Consider the following 17,415-nt stretch of genomic DNA (forward strand, 5'->3'; position numbering starts at 1 on the left):
CATTGTTTGTACGTTTTAAAATTCAGATATAAAATTATTCTTTACATTTGTATCTGCAAGGTTTTTAACCTTCAAGTTATTAAAAAATATTTAAAAGTATGCAAAACATTCCTAGTGTTGACTTGCGTGATTTCCTTTCGGACGACCCGAAACGTAAACAAAAATTTGTAAATGAAATCGGAAGTGCATTTGAAGATATTGGCTTCGTAGCACTCAAAGGGCATTTTTTAAACGACCAGTTGGTTGATGAATTGTATGGTGAAATCCGAAATTTTTTCGCTTTACCTTTAGAAACAAAACACGGGTATGAAATTCCTGGTATTGGCGGACAAAGAGGGTATATTTCTTTTGGAACAGAGCATGCGAAAGGCAGAAAAGAAGGCGATTTGAAGGAGTTTTGGCACTTTGGACAATACGTATCCGAAGGTTCAAAATATGCTTCTGAATATCCTGAAAATGTCGAAGTAAAAGAATTGCCTCGTTTTAATGTAGCCGGTAAGGAGGCCTATCAAATGCTGGAGAAAACCGGTGTTTACGTTTTAAGAGCTTTGGCAATTCACCTTGGTTTGGATGAATTTTATTTTGACCAATATGCCAAAGATGGAAATTCAATCTTACGACCTATTCACTACCCACCAATCACGTCTGAACCAGAAAATGCTATTCGTGCTGCTGCTCACGGTGATATCAACTTGATTACTTTGTTGATGGGTGCGCAAGGGAAAGGGTTACAAGTGCAAAATCATAACGGAGAATGGATTGATGCCATTGCAGAACCGGATGAATTAGTGATCAATGTGGGTGATATGTTATCGCGTCATACGAATAACAAATTGAAATCGACCATTCATCAGGTGGTAAACCCACCAAGAGAGTTATGGGGAACTTCACGGTATTCTATTCCGTTTTTTATGCATCCGGTGAGTGATATGAAATTGAATTGTTTGGAAAACTGTATTGATGCAGAAAATCCAAAAAAATTCGAAGACATTACTTCGGGAGCCTATTTATACGAACGTTTAGTAGATTTGGGACTTATTAAAAAATAAACTTAAATTTACTTCAGATACCAAAAGACATTAAGTGTATGCTTAATGTCTTTTGTTTTTTTTTAATGGTGGAGACTTAAAGAAAACAGCATAATTTTAACCACATAGAAACAGAGATATAACAGAATAATACAAACCGTTTTTGAATTTACATAGCAATGTTTTACTGTAAAAAAGTAAAACGCATCATTCTATGAAATATGGCTATGATTCTATGTGGTAAAAAATAATTTAAATATAATATGGACTTACAAGACCAATTAAAAAACCTTTTTCCAGATCACGAACCATCGCCTGAAGAGCCGATTGAAAAAGTGGCACACGAATTATACGTTCAAAAAGAGCCTATGATTTGCAAATTCGAAAAACGAAAAGGAAAAGCAACCACTATAATTGAGGGTTATGAAGGAACCGACGCCGATTTTAAAGTTCTTGCTAAGGAAATCAAAACCAAATTGAGTGTTGGCGGAACTTTTAAAGATGATTCTATTATTATTCAGGGGGATTATCGCGATAAAATAATGATTATTTTAAAAGAAAAAGGCTTTAAAGTAAAACGTGTGGGAGGGTAGATGTCATTGCTTCGTTCCTCGCAATGACTAGCTTAAAAGATCAAACAAAAAAACTATGATACAATCATCCGAATTAATATTAAATCCAGACGGTAGCGTATACCATTTGAATTTAAAACCAGAACATATTGCACACGATATCCTCTTTGTAGGAGATCAAAATCGCGTGGAGAAAATCACACAGTTTTTTGACAGTATTGAATTTTCGACACAAAAAAGAGAATTCAAAACCCAAACCGGGATTTTCAAAGGCAAACGAATTACTGTAATGTCCACAGGAATTGGTCCTGACAATATTGATATCGTTATTAACGAACTGGATGCTTTGGTCAATATTGATTTGGAAACCCGTCAGCCAAAAGAAAAGCTAACTTCATTGAATATCATCCGAATTGGAACTTCGGGTTCTTTACAAGCTGATATTCCTGTAGACAGTTTTGTGCTTTCTAAATTTGGATTAGGTTTGGACAATATGCTCCGCTCCTATTTGATTGACGAAGTTTCGAATCTTGAAATGGAAGATGCTTTTGTAAAACACACCAATTGGGATTTACGAAAAGGAAAACCATACGTAATCGCATGTTCCGAAAAATTAGAAAAAATTATAGAAAGCGACAAAATGCACAAAGGAATTACCGCAACTGCCGGTGGTTTTTATGGTCCTCAAGGTCGCGTGTTGCGTTTGAATATTCAAGATGAAGCGCTAAATTCTAAAATGGATAATTTTAAATTCGGTGACAACCAAATCACGAACTTGGAGATGGAAACTGCAGCTATTTATGGACTATCGGCACTTTTAGGGCACAATGCATTGTCATTAAACGCCATCATTGCCAATCGTGCTTCGGGAACATTTAGCAAAGATCCATACAAAGCCGTTGATGAATTGATTGCGTATACATTAGAAAAAATTGCTTTAGGATAGAGAAATTAATTTTCAAAATCTTCTCCATTTGTAGTTTTAAAAAAGTGCTGTTTAATTTTTTTAAAACTACATTTGTTTTTAGAACAAAATGATAATGAAAATAATACTTACAGGTGCAACAGGAGTTTTGGGATCTCATATTATGTATGAAATTCTGGAGCTTTTCATCAACACTAAAATTGATGGAAAACTATTTATTATTGCCCGAAATAAAGGAAAAAACTCCGCTTTAGATAGAATAAACGAACTTTTATCCAGCAGCTATACACCACAAATCATAAAAGACAAAGGGATAGTAAAACTGCACGAATACATTGAAATCATTGATACTGATTTGGCTGTCATTCAGGACACTTTTTCAAACCAAATAAAAGATGCGTATTTCATTCATTCGGCGGGATTCGTGAATTTATCTACCGATGAAGAACAACGCGAAAAGATTTTTGAAGAGAATACCAAAATCACAAAATCCCTTTTCAATCTATTTCATCCTTTTATAAAAAAGTTTATCTACATCGGAACTGCTTTTTCATCTGGAAACCGAAAAGGATTAATTGACAATGATTTTCATAGTTTAGGATTCAAACCCGAGCATCGCAATGCCTATGAAAATGCTAAATTCCATTCGGAAAATTTTATAGCACAAGAATGTAAAAAAATTGGTTTGCCTTTTCAAATTCTGCGTCCAAGTGTGATTGGAGGCAAAATGTTAGGAACTGAAAATCCGTATTTTATTTCAAAATATATGGTTTTTTATCTTTTGGCAAAATTTTTTCACTTTACTTCACAGCGAAAAGGAGATCAAGAAAATGTGCGATTTATCGTCAATGAAGACACCGTTTTGAACATTATTCCTGTCGATTATGTCGCAAAAGTGATTGTAAACACATTTGAAAGAGACGATGTAGAGCAGCTTAATATTGTTCATAATAAAAGTTTCAATATGGTAAATGGATTGCGGTTGATTATGAAGGAAGTGGGTTATACTAATTTCACTTTAATACAAAATTCATTTGATTTTACATATAAAAACACGATCGAAAAATTGTATTATGAAAGCATTGGCAAACATTTAAACCCTTATTTTACAACCGCTGCCAACGAATACGATACCACTTTGTTGAACTCCATTCTGGAAATACCCAAACTGGATCAGGAAGCCTTCACCAATATGATTCGGTATGCAAAATTGAATAATTTTAAAGATATTAATGTGTGATTGCTTCATTCCTCACAATGACATAATACCACTGCTATCAGACTAAATCGTTAACCATGAAATTTCTAATAAAACATGAATCTTATTTTAGAAACCGACCGATTAATTTTAAGAGAAATGCTATTTTCAGATGCCGACGCATTATTTGAAATGGACAGCAATTCTAAGGTACATCAATATCTTTGGAACAAACCATTGACGGATATTAGCGAAGTACATTCCTATATAGAACTTGTTAGAGCACAATACTTTCGAAATAATATTGGGAGATTTGTGGTTCTTTTGAAAGAAACTAATGAATTAATGGGTTGGGCCGGATTAAAATACAACACTGAAATGGTAAATAACAAAGTTCATTTCTATGATATTGGTTATCGATTAAATGAAAAATTCTGGGGCAAAGGATACGCCAGCGAAGCCAGTTTTGCCTGGCTGGATTATGGTTTTAATGTAATGAAAATAAAAATTATGGAAGCCGCAGCACACACGGATAATATTGCCTCAAACAGAATATTAAAAAAAATTGGACTAAAAATGACGGAACAATATCTGGAAGATGGCGTTTCTTGGAATTGGTACGAATTAAAAAATCCTAACCTATAATGAACACAATAAAAATAGCCGGAGTTCCGGAACATTTTAATCTTCCTTGGCATTTAGCCATAGAAAGCGGAGATTTCGAAAAAGAAAATATCGATTTACAATGGACTGATGTTCCCGAAGGAACCGGAAAAATGTGTCAAATGCTCCGTGACGGCGAAACGGATATCGCCATAATCCTAACCGAAGGAATTGTAAAAGATATCCTTGCCGGAAACCCAAGTAAAATAGTGCAGCTGTATGTGGAAAGTCCATTAATTTGGGGAATTCACGTAGCTGCAAACTCCAATTATAAGACAGTAGCAGACTTAGAAAACACCAAAGTTGCCATATCCAGATTGGGTTCCGGTTCCCAATTAATGGCGTATGTCAATGCCGATAATCAGTCCCGACTGCATTCAGGATGGAAAACAGATACTCTTCAGTTTGAAATTGTAAATACTATCGATGGAGCCGTTGAAGCCTTGACAAACGGAACTGCAGATTATTTTATGTGGGAACGTTTCATGACCAAACCATTAGTTGACAAAGATATTTTTCGTAGAATTGCGGATTGCCCAACACCTTGGCCTTGTTTTGTAATTGCGGTTCGAGAAGAATTTTTGGAAAATAATCCAGTCCTTATTTCAAAAATTCTGGCAATCATTAATCAAACTACAGAAGATTTCAAAGATATTCCAAGTATTGACAAAACGTTGGCTTCAAATTACCATCAAAAAATAGAAGATATTCAAGAATGGCTGTCGTTAACACAGTGGTCACAAAAACCATTAACTGTTGAAATGTTAAACAAAATTCAAAATCAGCTTTTTCAACTTAAAATTATCGAGAAAAAAGGTACTTTTGAAGACATTGTAAAAGCAATCTAGATTATTGTTTTTATGCTACCATGATAAAAATAAAAAAAATCAATTTTCAAGGAATTAAACAAAAATTTCAGGTTGCAAAACCTTGGGACGACGTTATTATTTTTGTCCTGAACATATTGATTGCCATTCCGGTTTTTATCATCTTACATCAGAATTTAATCAACCCAAATTGGCCTCTTAATATTGATAGAGTCGTTCTGTTTATAGTAATGATAGTCGTTATTCAAGTGCTCTTGCGGTTCATGAGAACGATTATTCTTTTTTGTATTATCCTTTATTTTTTAATTTTAATTTATGGTTCTACTATAGGGAATTATGGGTTTAACAGCGTTTTTGAAGATTACAATTCTATCATGTATACCATGTCAGACAATCCATATCCGCAAGATATTATCATCGCTAAGCTACTTCCTTTCCCTAGTAAATCTAAGATTATTAATGCGATAGAATATCAAAATCCTAAAATTAGAAATTTTGCAATTATGGCAACGTCAAAACATTTTAAAGATATAAAAGGGTATTCGGATTACAGGACTATTATCCAGTGTTTTGCAGTTTTTAAAGAAATTAACAATCGGTGGAACTACGTCAGCGATCCAAAAGGCGGGGATTATATAGCAACAGCCACGGAGTCCTTACTTTATTTTTCGGGTGATTGCGATGACCATTCGATATTAATGGCAGCCAGTATCAAAGCTATTGGCGGTACACCGCGATTGATTCATACCAAAGGGCACATTTATCCGGAAATTTTGATTGGTACAGTTACTGATTTAGAAAAAGTAAATTTTTTAATTAAAAATATCCTTTTTGTAAATGAAAGCAAAGAAAAAAAACTCTTTTATCATGTTGATGAACGCGGCCAAATCTGGATGAATTTAGATTATACGGCCAGATATCCCGGAGGTCCTTTTTTATCAGAAGAAATTTTAGGAGCTTTGACCTTGAATTAATTAAAATCTTTTTTTAGTACTAATACTTCTCATTTGATAAAAATTAATGAATCTTAAAGAAAAACCAATTGCAGTATTTTCTAATTTTTTTGATACTTTTTGAGAGTTATTTTCCGCTCTAAATACAGAATTATCACGTTGTTACGTCATTTTATTCATTAATTTTTTCTATCTTAACCCAACTGAAAATTTTATTTTAATTAAAGTGTGCTATGGAAAATTCAAAACTCAAAGCCTTTATTCCTTTATTTTACCTTGCTTGGTCAGACGATCTTTTAACTCAAAAAGAGTTTGTTACTTTGCAAGAGTTCATACGTTCACAACAATGGATTTCCAGAAAAGAGCAGGAATATCTACTTTCAAAAGTAACGGTTTCAGCACCTCCTTCAAGAATAGAACTTGCGGAGTGGAAATTTGAAATAGATACTGCTATTGATCAGAATCCTCTGCTGAAATCTATATTTGATGTTTCAATGGTACTTGCAGAAAAAAATTCTGTTATCAAAGATCTTGCGACTGATTTTATGAAACTGGAAAACGATTTGGGAATTTTAGGTGAAGAAGCCGTTTCAAATTTAAAAAAAACGGCAAAAACCGTTACTTCAAATTATCATACGAGCAACACATTCGACATAGAAAAACTAACTCAGATTCTGGATGGCAAACAGGCTGCTATTATTAAAAAAGTAAAAACGGTCATCAGTCGACCAGATTTTGCCTATGAAACTTCGACTGATATAGCGGTTTATCGTGAAAAAGTATACGATTGGTGCACAATTCTTGCAAAAGAAAATCTGGGGAATATGGCGTATCCTAAGCAATACGGCGGCGGTGAAAATAGTGCCGATTATTTTGCTATAATGGAAACATTAAGCTACCATGATTTGAGTCTGGTTATTAAATTTGGAGTGCAATTCGGGCTTTGGGGAATGAGCATACAATCACTAGGTACCGAAAAACATTACAGTAAATACTTAAAAGATATTGGTTCGTTCCAGTTGCCCGGCTGTTTTGCCATGACCGAAACCAATCATGGTTCAAATGTAAAAGGATTAGAAACAACTGCTACATATAACCACGACAACCAAACGTTTATCATTCATACACCACATGAAAAGGCGCAGAAAGAATACATTGGCAATGCGGCAGTACACGGTCAAATGGCTACGGTATTTGCTAAATTGATTATTGATGAAATGGATTACGGCGTAAATGCCTTTATTGTTCCAATACGGGATACTAATAGTACAATCCTGAAAGGCATTACTATTAGTGATTGCGGACATAAAATGGGACTTAATGGCGTTGATAACGGTACCATTCGTTTTGAAAATGTCGTTATTCCAAAAGAAAACATGTTGGATCGATTTGCTTCGGTAAATGATGAAGGAAAATTTGAAAGTCCAATTCCAAGTGACAATCGCCGTTTTTTTACGATGTTAGGCACTTTGGTTGGCGGCCGAATTGGGATTCCGAGATCTGCTTTGGCGGCAGCCAAATCCGGATTAACAATAGCAATACAGTATAGCGACTCACGCAGGCAATTTGGACCCGAAGGCGGTTCAGAAGTTCCAATCTTAAATTACAGAATACACCAGCGCAGGCTACTGCCTTTGCTGGCAAAAACGTATGCCATTCATTTTGCGTTGCAATACGTGACAAATAGATACCTAGAACGAACAGAAACTGAAATGCCAGAAATTGAAGCCTTGGCTGCCGGAATAAAAGCGTATTCAACCTGGAGTACTACTGCTGTTTTGCAGGAATGCCGTGAAGCCTGCGGTGGCAAAGGATACCTATCAGAAAACAGGATCGATGCCTTGAAAAATGATACCGAAATCTACACAACCTTTGAAGGGGATAATACGGTATTAATGCAATTAGTTGCTAAAAACAGGTTGTCGGAATTCCGCAAGACATTTGGAGAAATGGATGCTATGGGTATAATAAATTACGTTTTTGAGACTGCTAAAACTGCTATTGCTAAAAAAAATCCTATTATAACCCGAAAAACAGATGAGGATCATTTATTAGAGGATGCCTTTCATCTGGATGCCTTTCAATATAGGGAAAAAACGATATTGGCATCGGCAGCAAAACGATTAAAAAAACTGATTGATGGTGGACTTGAACCTTATGATGCCTTTAATGTGGTGCAGCACCACATGATTGATGTGGCTCAGGCATATCTGGAGCGAATTGTTCTGGAGCAGTTTCAAAAAGCCGTACAAGCTATTGAAGATCAGAAAAACAAGGAAATAGTGACAAAATTATGCCGGTTGTATGCGCTTTCACAAATGGAGAAAAATAAAGGCTGGTATCTTGAAGATGGCTACATGGAGGGGATAAAAACAAAAGCCATACGCAAGATGGTCAATCAGCTTTGCTGGGAAATAAGGCCGGATGCTGTCTCATTAGTAAAAGCATTTGACATTCCGGATAGTTGCCTTGCAGCACCAATTGCATTCTAAGGATTCAAACTCTTAAAAGTAATTTTCTTTAAACTTAAAAAACTCCATTATTTCTAATGGAGTTTTTTTGTGGTTCATACTGAACTTACAAACCGTTTTTTACCGGATTTAAATAAGTTAGCATTGCAATTTAAATGGGCTTTAAATTGCATCCTATAATTTACAGACTATTATTTTTTAACAAATTAATCTTCAGGTCTACATATTGCAGCTGAAGGTTGTTTTTTAGCACTTCATATTCTGCAGAAATAAATTGATTTTTTACGAATGAATATAAAATAGCTTCCACTTTTCCGCTTTCAAATTTGGCTTGGGTAGTGGCCAGAGACGCCTTCGCATAAGACTGTTTTTGGTTCAATTTATCTTGAAACTCCGTATAATTTCTTTTGTTTTGATTTTCTAATTCTATTTGATTGTGCAACCGTTGTTTTGTCTGTTCTATAACCAACTTTGATTTTTCACTACCTAGTTTTGAAGCACTAATTTTTTTAGTATTCCTAAATCCGTTGAAAACCGGAATTGTCAATAGCATCGCAATCTGATGACTTTTATTAGCTTGTAGTTGCGTAAAAAAAGGGTCCGCGATTGTGTTTCCCTGGTTTAAAGTTTTATAATAAAAAGAGGAAAACCCATAATAGGCTGATAACACCGGTAAATTGAGCGCGCGTTCTACGGTAATTGATTTCAAACTGTTTTCGTATTGGAGTTCCGCAAGCTTTATTTTAGGATTAAATATTTGTTGATCAAAATCTTCGGTGGCTCTTTCGTTAAAATAAGACACCAATACAATTGCATCATAAAGGCTCGTATCGCTAACATTCATGAGTTGGAACAATTGCATTTTTTTAATAGTATACAATTGTTCGGTTTCCAAATTTCGGTTTTCTTCCTCCGAAAAGCTCAATTGCATATCATACAAATCGCTTTGAGGTTTGCTACCAATTGCTACTTCTTTAGTTACTCTGTCCAAATTAAAAGCAGCTTGTTTCAGTTGTTCATTTTGGATTTTAGATAATTCCTGAGTATAAAGTGCCTGATAATAGCTTTCCAAAAGCTGCAGTTTATATTCGTTTTCTAAAACTTCTTTTTCGGCTTTGGCTTGTTCGATATTGATTTTATCTTTTTGAGCATTCGCAAATGCGCCGAAATCAATCAGATTCGTTCTGGAATTGAGATAAAAATTATCACTTTGAAAATTAGAACTTACCCTTGCATTAGTGGCTGGGTCAATCGTGGAACCTAAAATGTACCCTTGTTGTCCATTTAAATTGATAGTTGGCAACATTCGATTTAAAACCGAATTTTGTGATCGCTCTGTTCTTTTTATTTCTAGCTGCCTAATTTTTATTTCGATAGTATTCTGCAAACCCGTTTCCATGCATTTTGTAAGCGACCAAGAATTTTCTTGACCGCTGGCAAAAGCACTAAAAATTAAAAATAAAAGTGTTATAACTGTTTTTCTATTCATATTTTAAATATTTCAAAACATCTGTTTTTGTTGCTTGATAGGCTTTTAAAAGCACAATTATCAATGTTAAAACTAATAGTATGAGGAATCCAAAAATAAATGGAAATACAGTGATGTCAATCCTAAAGGCGAAATTTTCGAGCCATTTGTTCAACAAATAATACACTGGAAACAAAGCGATTAAAAACCCAATGATGCAATACAAAATATATTGTTTTGATAATTCTTTAAGCAAAGTATTGGTTTCTGCACCCAAAGTTTTTCTGATAGCAATTTCTTTCATCCGACTTTGTATCGAATAAGAAGCCAAAGCAAACAGCCCGAAAAGCGCAATACCAATTACCACAATATTTAACAATGAAAAAAGATTCTTTTGTTTTACATAGGTTTCATAGGTTCTGGCGTACTCCTTATCAACAAAATCATATTTGAATGGGTATTCAGTATTGACTTTAGAAGTCCATAATTTCTCGATATCGGCTATGCTATTTTCCATATCATCAGCTTTTAGTTTTACATACACTCGACGAATGGCTGAGTAAGACATATTGAAGGAAGTAGCATGAAAAATTGTCATTGGCGGAACTTGGTCTTCTGGACTAAATAGATTGAAATCTTTTACGACTCCAACTATTTTTAATTTTTTTCCAAGCAATTCAATTTCTTTTCCCAACGGATTTTTCTCCTTTATCATTTTGAGAGCTGTTTCATTTATGATAACTGAATTAATTGTGTCGCTAGCAAATTTTTCGTCAAGACCTCTGCCCTTTATCACTTTAATTTTCATCATGTCAAGCATACCAAAATCAACAGCCATATTTTGTCCTTGAAAATTTACCTCTTTATATGCAACGTTTGAAGACATTGCGCCATCACCAAACTTAACAATACCTGTCGAAGCCTGTTCAACTCCTTTTATCTTAGATAATTCCCGTTTAATAGTAGTATATCTATTGAATATATTTTGCAATAAAGGCGCTTCCTGATAATAGTCTGAAGCAGGGGGAGTAAAAGTTATAGACATTACTTGATCTCCCTTAAATCCAAGATCTTTATTGCTTAAATAGTTGACTTGCTGATAGACAATATGAGATCCAATAATAAAAAATGTCGCAATAGAAAATTGTAAAACCAGCATACCGTTGCGCAACCAAACGCCACTTTTACTTCTTCCGAAATTCCCTTTCAATACTTTTAAGGTTTCAAAATTGGAAATATAAACCGCTGGAAATATCCCTGCAACCAAAATGGTAATCATAAAAATTACAAGTAATTGCAAATAAAATTCATTGCCGTTTATTATTAATTCTTTTTCCAAAAATTCATTGTAATAAGGCAACCCTAACTCTACAATTACCAATGCCAATAAAATAGAAAACGAACTGATAAGGATTGTTTCAAAAATGAATTGACTAATAATATTGCCTCTTGATGCACCAACTACTTTACGCACACCCACTTCTTTGGCTCGCTTTATGGCATTGGCCGTAGCCATATTGACATAATTGACAATGGATAAAATGAGAATTAAAACAGATAAACCAACCATTATAAGTAGAAACTGATAGTTACCTCTCCCCTCTGGATAGCCATCAACAACGGAGTGCAATCTGGCGATTGAGAGCGGTTCCAAAATAATTTTAATACGGCCATCTCTTTTAATTACATCATCAGGTGTAATTCCTTGTTCTTTCGCATTGTTTAGCGTTAATTCATTATAATATATTTGTTCAATCTTCTTTTTGATATCCTCTGCGTTAGAATAGGCTTTTAGTTTTAGAAAGACTTTAAAATTAAAAATATCTCGTTGGATATTATTTGAATCTAAATTCCTTCCTATCCTGTCAATCAATATCTCTGGAACAATGGACGAATTTCCAGGAATACGATAAACTGCGCGAACAACAAACATTCCGTAAAAAACTTTTAGTTGTTTACCGATAGGGTTTTCGTTACCAAAAACTCTTTTCGCAACATCTTCCGAAATGGCAATACTCGTTTCATCTTTCAATGCTGAAATAGCGTCTCCTTTAATAATTTTAAAAGGAAAAAACGAAAAGAAATTACTTTGAACATTGATGATTTTGTTGATTTCTTCACTCTTTCCGTTATAGAAAATTCGGTCATTTACATAATCCCCTTTCATATATAAGATAGTTTCAATTTCAGGATCTTTTTCTAACAAAGATTTTAATATCGGAGGTTGATTTGCAGATACGGTTCCATCAGGCATTTCAATCAATACCTGAAATACATTATCTTTTTCTGGATTCCAAGCGTTATAACTTTGTTCGTCATTCCAATAAAGCAATGCGAAAATCAATCCTGCAATTCCAATCGCTAAGCCGAAAACATTCAAAGCAGCAAACAACTTCTCGTTTTTGAGATGGTATAAAAATATTCGTGTCCAATTTTTTAGCATGATTGATAGAATTTATTGGTTGATTAACACATCAACATTACGACTATTTGTTTTTTCTGAAAGTATCATTCCATCTTTCATCAAAATTGTTTTTTGGGAAAAAGACGCATCGTACTCAGAATGTGTAACCATCAGGATCGTTGCTCCGTTGGAATGTAGATCAGTGAGCAATTCCATAACTTCATTTCCATTTTTGCTATCTAGATTTCCTGTAGGTTCATCGGCAAGGATGATTTTCGGATCGTTAATTAAAGCTCTTGCCACGGCCACACGTTGTTGTTGTCCTCCGGAAAGCTGTTGTGGATAATGTTTTAATCGGTGTGAAATCCCTAATTTATCGGCAATTGCTTCTACTTTTTTCTTTCTGTCTGAAGAAGGAACTTTGTTATAAATCAATGGCAATTCGATATTATCATAAACCGATAATTCGTCTATCAAATTGAAATTCTGAAAAATAAAACCAATATTTTCTTTTCTGGCTTTCGATTTTCCTTTTTCTTTCAATCCAATCATTTCCTGATTTAACAATTGATAACTTCCACTGGAAGCGCTGTCGAGCAATCCTACAATATTTAATAAAGTGGATTTTCCACTTCCCGAAGGCCCCATGATGGACACAAAATCACCTTGATTTATGGTTATAGAAACTTCACTTAATGCTTTCGTTTCTAATTCCTCGGTTCTAAATACTCTTGAAAGATTTTTAATTTGAATCATACTATTGTTCGTTTTTTGATTGATGCTATTTTTATGTTTCCTACTATTTCTTATTCTAAATTTAATATTTCCGCCCGTTTATAATCTTTGTACGATGACGTGATTACTTTTTCGCCAGCTTTCAATCCGCCAAGAACTTCATAATATAATGGATTTTCTTTCCCAAGTTTGATTGCTCTTCGTTCTCCTTTGCTGCCGTTGACAACAAAAATCCATTTCCCATTGGTTTCTTCATAAAAACTTCCTTTGGAAAGCACTACTGTTTTTGTTTTTTCTGACAAATTTAATTTAACCCCAAAACTCAATCCCTGTTGTAAATTCAAACTTTCTGAGGAAGTGAAATTCAATTCGACCACAAATCGTCCACTTTTTATTTCGGGAATGACTTTCGTAATCTGAACACGGATTGGTTTTCCATTAAAATCGACTGTTCCTTTTTGGCCATCAGTGATTTTGTTCAAATAAAACTCATCCACATCGGCAAGCAATTTATAGCCTTTCATTACATCAATTGTCCCAATACTTAGTCCCTGAATGTATGTTTTCCCCAGGATCGGTTCAAAAGAAGAAAGTCTTCCTGAAAGCGGGGCTGAGATTAAAAAATGCTGCTTGTTTGTTCTCAAAATCCCCAAACTTTTATCCATGAAAGCGATAGATTGATTCAGTTGTCCAATTTGGATTTGATTCGCCCGTTTCTCTTTGGTAACACTTTCCTTAATGATTTTCATTCTTTCTTTCTGGAAACGTAAATTTTCTACTGTTTTTTCCCATTCATTTTTAGAAAGGATTTCTTGCTCAAATAATTTCTTATTTAAATCGTATAAATTTTTAGAATCCAAATAATCGTGCTCTATTGCAATTAAATCTTTGGCCAAATTCAACTCCTGGTTTCTTAAATCGAGTTTTGATTTGTTCAAATTATTGATTTGTTCGATAATGGCAGTTTCTTGTTGCATATAATTCAACTCGGTGTTGGGATTGTAAAGTCGGGCCAAAGCTTGTCCTTTTTTAACCATCGCCCCATTTTCAACATAAATTTCCTGAACAGCGCCACCTTCGGTAATATTAATCAAAATAGAATTCAATGGCGTTACTTTTGCCTGAAACACGATAAAATCTTCAAAGAAATTATTTTCGACTGTTTTAATAGTAATTTCTGCTCTTTTGACATTCAGGCTCCTTTTTTTAGTCACTGAAGAATAAACCAAAAAGCCAAAAACCAAAAAAAGCGGCAATGCGATGAATAGATACTTATTTTTATTATTTTTACGAGGAAGGATGGTGTCCATTGTTGCTATTTTCAAGTGTACAAAGCAATTTCGTGCCAAAATTTTAAACCTTGCAATCGCCTGATTTTTAAATATTTTACTTTTAATACAAATTTCACGTGTTCAGTATTGAACACTTTTTGTCCAAAAATGAACAGTTAATGAAAAAGACAAACGCAAGCATTTTAGTGATTGACGATCAGGAAGACATCCTTTTTGCGGCTAAGATGCTGCTTAAAAAACATTTTGAGAACATTTATACACTCACTAATCCAAAAAATGTGGTTGAATTATTGTCAAAAAGCACCATCGATGTGGTTTTACTCGACATGAATTACAGAATAGGTTTCGAGGACGGTAGAGAAGGTTTGTATCTGTTAAAGGAAATAAAAACGCTTTCGCCAAAAACCATTGTTATTTTAATGACCGCTTTTGGTAAAGTAGAAACGGCTGTTGAAGGATTAAAATCAGGGGCTTTTGATTATATTTTAAAGCCTTGGGACAACGAAAAATTGCTTAATCTTGTAAGACAAGCTGTTAGTAAATCACGCAAAGAACAAAAGAAACTAATCGATGTTGCTACTACTGACGATTTCTTTATTGGTAATTCAGAGGCTATAAAAAAGGCTTATTTACTGGCTGATAAAGTCGCAATAACAGAAGCCAATGTTTTAATCCTCGGAGAAAATGGTACCGGTAAATTTGTTTTGGCACATCACATCTATCTGCAGTCCGAAAGAAAAAATAATGCTTTTATTCCCGTTGATTTAGGTTCCTTGAATGCCAATATTTTTGAAAGCGAATTATTCGGTTATGCTAAAGGGGCTTTTACCGATGCCAAAACAGATACTCCGGGACGTTTTGAATTGGCTGAAAATGGAACTATTTTTTTAGATGAAATTGGAAATGTACCACTGCATCTGCAGGCTAAACTCTTGCAGGTTATCCAAACCAAAACAATAACCCGATTGGGCGAATCCAAAGCCAGACCTTTGAATGTTCGCATTATTACCGCCACCAACTTGAATTTGAAGCAAGAAGTCGCAGACAAAAATTTCAGAGAGGATTTATATTATCGCATTAACACTATGGAAATTGTTTTGCCTCCATTACGGGAACGCAACGAAGATAAAATCCCTTTGGCTCACTATCTCTTGCAAAAAATGATGGCTAAGTACGGACGAGATGAAATCGCTTTTGATGAAAAATCATTGGAACAAATCGAAAAACATGCTTGGAACGGAAACATCCGGGAAATGGAAAACAGAATAGAACGCGCCGTGATTCTTTGCGAGAACAATCATATTACCGTTTCCGACTTAGATTTAGAACAAATAACAACTTACGAGGATAATCCAGACGATATTCAGCTGTCGGCTATCGAAAAAGCAGCCGTCGAAAAGATGCTATTGAAAAACAACAACAATATCAGTAAAACGGCGGAGGAATTGGGATTGTCAAGAGGTGCTTTATACCGAAGAATTGAAAAATATAACATCAGCACCAACTAATATGTTTACATCCTGGAAAATATACCATCTCCTTTTTATAAGATTGCTACTTATTCTTTTGACTACCGGAATTTCCTTCTTTCTTTTTCAAAAAGGATTGGTTTTCACGGCCGTATTTGGTGTCCTTATCATTTTTATACTGCTCGTTGAAATGTATTTTTATGTAAAACAAGCCTTTTTACTTTTCGACAGAACGATTACTTCTATTTTGCAAAATGATTTCACCTCTGATTTTTCAAAGCATAAATCGTATAAAAATTATTCCAACGTATTCAAATTGTATGAAAATCTAAAAAACAAACAAAACGAAGAAGTTTCAAAAGACATTATTTACCGTTCTATTTTGAACAATATTGAAACTGGAATTATTATCCTGCAAAAACAGGAAACCGATTGGAATATATTTTTGATGAATGATTATTTTTCCAAACATTTTAACGTTCCAAAAGTTTCCAAATGGAAATATCTGAAAAATCAGTTGCCTTCTTTGTGTGAAGTTATCGAGGAGCAAGATTTTCAGGAAATTAAAACGTCATTAGAGATCCGTGTGAATCAACAAGACAGACAAACATTTGTGCTGCAGACTTCGAGGAGTGAAATTTACAATCAGGATTATTTTATCGTTTTGCTGGATTCGATTCAAAATGTAATCGAGAAAAAAGAAAAAGAGGCTTGGGTCAATCTGATGAAAGTTATTTCTCATGAATTGTTGAATTCGATTACTCCCATTCGGTCACTTTCTCAGAATCTACAGGATTTAGTTCAGCAGGAAACCATTTCAACGGAAGACTTGGACGATATGAAAAGTAGTGTTGCTACGATGTTAAGGCGGAGCGACCATCTACAGCAATTTGTTGAAAGTTACCGCAAACTGGCCATGCTGCCATCTCCCAAAAAAGAAAAAACAGAATTGTTGAAAATGGTTGAAAACAGTTTCCAAATTATGGCTCCAATTTTCAAAATAAAACAAATAGAAGTCATAAACACGATTGCTTTCGACCACAGGCTAAATGTTGACATTCAACAAATGGAACATGTATTGATTAATCTTTTGACGAATTGTATTTACGCCCTGGCAGATACAGAAAAAAAGCGGATTATTATTTCGGCAGAAGTTAAAGAAAAGCGAATTTTTATTAAGATTACCGATAACGGAAAAGGCATTGAAAAAGAAATAGAAAGCAAAATATTCTTACCTTTTTTTACCACTCGTAACGAAGGAGCCGGAATAGGTTTGACTTTATCTAAAAGTATAGTCGAAGCGCACGGAGGGTATCTGGCATATCAAAATGAAGGTGAAGAAACAGCTTTTGTAATTTGTCTGGTTGATAATTAAATTTCTGTTTTGGATTAATCCTGAAGGAGAGAAAA

14 protein-coding genes are annotated in these 17,415 nt (G+C 34.4%); 10 read left to right on the forward strand and 4 right to left on the reverse strand.

All coding sequences use genetic code 11. The annotated features are described in order from the left end of the window. Positions 1-98: 98 nt before the first annotated feature. From EKL98_RS03850 to EKL98_RS03885, 8 genes are all read left to right on the forward strand, one after another. Positions 99-1,049, forward strand: coding sequence for an isopenicillin N synthase family dioxygenase (locus EKL98_RS03850; protein ID WP_126451592.1), 951 nt, complete (start codon positions 99-101; stop codon positions 1,047-1,049). 242 nt (positions 1,050-1,291) lie between these two features. Next, positions 1,292-1,621 carry a translation initiation factor gene (locus tag EKL98_RS03855; protein ID WP_126561590.1) on the forward strand — a complete coding sequence of 110 codons (330 nt, stop codon included), beginning with the start codon at positions 1,292-1,294 and terminating at the stop codon, positions 1,619-1,621. Positions 1,622-1,676: 55 nt separating this feature from the next. Next, positions 1,677-2,546: a nucleoside phosphorylase gene (locus tag EKL98_RS03860; RefSeq protein WP_126561591.1), complete on the forward strand. Its 870-nt coding sequence runs from the start codon at positions 1,677-1,679 to the stop codon at positions 2,544-2,546. Positions 2,547-2,640: 94 nt separating this feature from the next. Beyond that, positions 2,641-3,765, forward strand: coding sequence for an SDR family oxidoreductase (locus EKL98_RS03865; RefSeq protein ID WP_126561592.1), 1,125 nt, complete (start codon positions 2,641-2,643; stop codon positions 3,763-3,765). 75 nt (positions 3,766-3,840) lie between these two features. Next, positions 3,841-4,368, forward strand: a complete 528-nt coding sequence (locus tag EKL98_RS03870) for a GNAT family N-acetyltransferase (protein WP_126561593.1) — start codon at positions 3,841-3,843, stop codon at positions 4,366-4,368. Continuing rightward, positions 4,368-5,234: a substrate-binding domain-containing protein gene (locus EKL98_RS03875; RefSeq protein WP_126561594.1), complete on the forward strand. Its 867-nt coding sequence runs from the start codon at positions 4,368-4,370 to the stop codon at positions 5,232-5,234. The genes EKL98_RS03870 and EKL98_RS03875 overlap by 1 nt, the downstream gene beginning before the upstream one ends. 20 nt (positions 5,235-5,254) lie before the next feature. Next, a complete protein-coding gene (locus tag EKL98_RS03880; protein ID WP_126561595.1) occupies positions 5,255-6,187 on the forward strand; it encodes a transglutaminase in 933 nt (310 codons plus the stop codon). A gap of 212 nt (positions 6,188-6,399) precedes the next feature. Beyond that, positions 6,400-8,658: an acyl-CoA dehydrogenase family protein gene (locus EKL98_RS03885; protein WP_126561596.1), complete on the forward strand. Its 2,259-nt coding sequence runs from the start codon at positions 6,400-6,402 to the stop codon at positions 8,656-8,658. A gap of 160 nt (positions 8,659-8,818) precedes the next feature. Here the strand turns inward: EKL98_RS03885 and EKL98_RS03890 are convergent, their stop codons facing one another. The 4 genes from EKL98_RS03890 to EKL98_RS03905 are packed head-to-tail and all read right to left on the reverse strand — an operon-like array spanning position 8,819 to position 14,554. Next, positions 8,819-10,126, reverse strand: a complete 1,308-nt coding sequence (locus EKL98_RS03890; protein WP_126553217.1) for a TolC family protein — start codon at positions 10,124-10,126, stop codon at positions 8,819-8,821. After that, positions 10,119-12,548: an ABC transporter permease gene (locus EKL98_RS03895; RefSeq protein ID WP_126561597.1), complete on the reverse strand. Its 2,430-nt coding sequence runs from the start codon at positions 12,546-12,548 to the stop codon at positions 10,119-10,121. The genes EKL98_RS03890 and EKL98_RS03895 overlap by 8 nt, the downstream gene beginning before the upstream one ends. Before the next feature lie 12 nt (positions 12,549-12,560). Continuing rightward, positions 12,561-13,265: an ABC transporter ATP-binding protein gene (locus tag EKL98_RS03900; protein WP_126459762.1), complete on the reverse strand. Its 705-nt coding sequence runs from the start codon at positions 13,263-13,265 to the stop codon at positions 12,561-12,563. Positions 13,266-13,315: 50 nt separating this feature from the next. Then, complete coding sequence (locus EKL98_RS03905) at positions 13,316-14,554, reverse strand: efflux RND transporter periplasmic adaptor subunit (protein WP_126553213.1); 1,239 nt, start codon at positions 14,552-14,554, stop codon at positions 13,316-13,318. Positions 14,555-14,694: 140 nt separating this feature from the next. On the opposite strand from EKL98_RS03905, the gene EKL98_RS03910 reads away from it, so the two are divergent. Further along, entirely contained in the window at positions 14,695-16,044 is a 1,350-nt protein-coding gene (locus tag EKL98_RS03910) for a sigma-54-dependent transcriptional regulator (RefSeq protein ID WP_126561598.1), read from the forward strand. Continuing rightward, positions 16,016-17,380 carry a sensor histidine kinase gene (locus EKL98_RS03915; RefSeq protein ID WP_317125375.1) on the forward strand — a complete coding sequence of 455 codons (1,365 nt, stop codon included), beginning with the start codon at positions 16,016-16,018 and terminating at the stop codon, positions 17,378-17,380. The genes EKL98_RS03910 and EKL98_RS03915 overlap by 29 nt, the downstream gene beginning before the upstream one ends. The last annotated feature ends 35 nt before the right edge of the window (positions 17,381-17,415 follow it).

Source organism: Flavobacterium bomense (assembly GCF_003970355.1).